At 53.3% G+C, this 3,003-nt stretch carries 1 rRNA gene; it reads right to left on the reverse strand.

From position 1 onward, the window contains the following. Nucleotides 1-38: 38 nt before the first annotated feature. Nucleotides 39-2,968 (reverse strand): 23S ribosomal RNA (locus tag K3G25_RS20495). Nucleotides 2,969-3,003 lie beyond the last annotated feature (35 nt).

The raw sequence follows: 3,003 nt of genomic DNA on the forward strand, positions 1-3,003 counted from the left end.
TTCTCTCAAAACTAGATAACAGTAAGCATACATTCAAATTGGTTAAGTCCTCGATCGATTAGTATCTGTCAGCTCCATGTGTCGCCACACTTCCACCTCAGACCTATCAACCTGATCATCTTTCAGGGATCTTACTTCCTTGCGGAATGGGAAATCTCATCTTGAGGGGGGCTTCATGCTTAGATGCTTTCAGCACTTATCCCGTCCGCACATAGCTACCCAGCGATGCCCTTGGCAGAACAACTGGTACACCAGCGGTGCGTCCATCCCGGTCCTCTCGTACTAAGGACAGCTCCTCTCAAATTTCCTGCGCCCGCGACGGATAGGGACCGAACTGTCTCACGACGTTCTGAACCCAGCTCGCGTACCGCTTTAATGGGCGAACAGCCCAACCCTTGGGACCGACTACAGCCCCAGGATGCGATGAGCCGACATCGAGGTGCCAAACCTCCCCGTCGATGTGGACTCTTGGGGGAGATAAGCCTGTTATCCCCGGGGTAGCTTTTATCCGTTGAGCGATGGCCCTTCCATGCGGAACCACCGGATCACTAAGCCCGACTTTCGTCCCTGCTCGACTTGTAGGTCTCGCAGTCAAGCTCCCTTGTGCCTTTACACTCTGCGAATGATTTCCAACCATTCTGAGGGAACCTTTGGGCGCCTCCGTTACCTTTTAGGAGGCGACCGCCCCAGTCAAACTGCCCACCTGACACTGTCTCCCCGCCCGATAAGGGCGGCGGGTTAGAAGGTCAATACAGCCAGGGTAGTATCCCACCGATGCCTCCACCGAAGCTGGCGCTCCGGTTTCCAAGGCTCCTACCTATCCTGTACAAGCTGTACCAACATTCAATATCAGGCTGCAGTAAAGCTCCACGGGGTCTTTCCGTCCTGTCGCGGGTAACCTGCATCTTCACAGGTACTATAATTTCACCGAGTCTCTCGTTGAGACAGTGCCCAGATCGTTGCGCCTTTCGTGCGGGTCGGAACTTACCCGACAAGGAATTTCGCTACCTTAGGACCGTTATAGTTACGGCCGCCGTTTACTGGGGCTTCAATTCGCACCTTCGCTTACGCTAAGCGCTCCTCTTAACCTTCCAGCACCGGGCAGGCGTCAGCCCCTATACTTCGCCTTACGGCTTCGCAGAGACCTGTGTTTTTGCTAAACAGTCGCCTGGGCCTATTCACTGCGGCTCTCTCGGGCTTGCACCCTAACAGAGCACCCCTTCTCCCGAAGTTACGGGGTCATTTTGCCGAGTTCCTTAACGAGAGTTCTCTCGATCACCTTAGGATTCTCTCCTCGCCTACCTGTGTCGGTTTGCGGTACGGGCACCTCTCACCTCGCTAGAGGCTTTTCTTGGCAGTGTGGAATCAGGAACTTCGCTACTATAATTCGCTCGCCATCACAGCTCAGCCTTCACGGGAAACGGATTTGCCTATTTCCCAGCCTAACTGCTTGGACGCGGATATCCAATACCGCGCTTACCCTATCCTCCTGCGTCCCCCCATTGCTCAAATGGTGAGGAGGTGGTACAGGAATATCAACCTGTTATCCATCGCCTACGCCTTTCGGCCTCGGCTTAGGTCCCGACTAACCCTGAGCGGACGAGCCTTCCTCAGGAAACCTTAGGCATTCGGTGGAGGGGATTCTCACCCCTCTTTCGCTACTCATACCGGCATTCTCACTTCTAAGCGCTCCACAAGTCCTTCCGGTCTTGCTTCACAGCCCTTAGAACGCTCTCCTACCACTGTTCGAAGAACAGTCCGCAGCTTCGGTGATACGTTTAGCCCCGGTACATTTTCGGCGCAGAGTCACTCGACCAGTGAGCTATTACGCACTCTTTAAATGGTGGCTGCTTCTAAGCCAACATCCTGGTTGTCTAAGCAACTCCACATCCTTTTCCACTTAACGTATACTTTGGGACCTTAGCTGGCGGTCTGGGCTGTTTCCCTTTCGACTACGGATCTTATCACTCGCAGTCTGACTCCCAAGGATAAGTCATCGGCATTCGGAGTTTGACTGAATTCGGTAACCCGGTAGGGGCCCCTAGTCCAATCAGTGCTCTACCTCCGAGACTCTTACCTTGAGGCTAGCCCTAAAGCTATTTCGGAGAGAACCAGCTATCTCCAGGTTCGATTGGCATTTCACCCCTACCCACACCTCATCCCCGCACTTTTCAACGTGCGTGGGTTCGGGCCTCCATTCAGTGTTACCTGAACTTCACCCTGGACATGGGTAGATCACCTGGTTTCGGGTCTACGACCACGTACTCAATTCGCCCTATTCAGACTCGCTTTCGCTGCGGCTCCGCATCTTCTGCTTAACCTTGCACGGGATCGTAACTCGCCGGTTCATTCTACAAAAGGCACGCCATCACCCGTTAACGGGCTCTGACTACTTGTAGGCACACGGTTTCAGGATCTCTTTCACTCCCCTTCCGGGGTGCTTTTCACCTTTCCCTCACGGTACTGGTTCACTATCGGTCACTAGGGAGTATTTAGCCTTGGGAGATGGTCCTCCCGGATTCCGACGGAATTTCACGTGTTCCGCCGTACTCAGGATCCACTCAGGAGAGAACGAAGTTTTGACTACAGGGCTGTTACCTCCTATGGCGGGCCTTTCCAGACCTCTTCATCTACCTCGTTCCTTTGTAACTCCGTACAGAGTGTCCTACAACCCCAAGAGGCAAGCCTCTTGGTTTGGGCTGGTCCCGTTTCGCTCGCCGCTACTCAGGGAATCGCATTTGCTTTCTCTTCCTCCGGGTACTTAGATGTTTCAGTTCCCCGGGTCTGCCTTCTCATATCCTATGTATTCAGATATGGATACCACTCCATTACGAGTGGTGGGTTTCCCCATTCGGAAATCTCCGGATCAAAGCTTGCTTACAGCTCCCCGAAGCATATCGGTGTTCGTCCCGTCCTTCATCGGCTCCTAGTGCCAAGGCATCCACCGTGCGCCCTTTCTAACTTAACCGTTAAAAAGAATCACTACGTGATATCTTGCATTAC

Origin of the sequence: Bacillus sp. FCW2, assembly GCF_021228595.1 — a bacterium.
Taxonomy (GTDB): Bacteria; Bacillota; Bacilli; order Bacillales; family Bacillaceae; genus Bacillus; species Bacillus velezensis.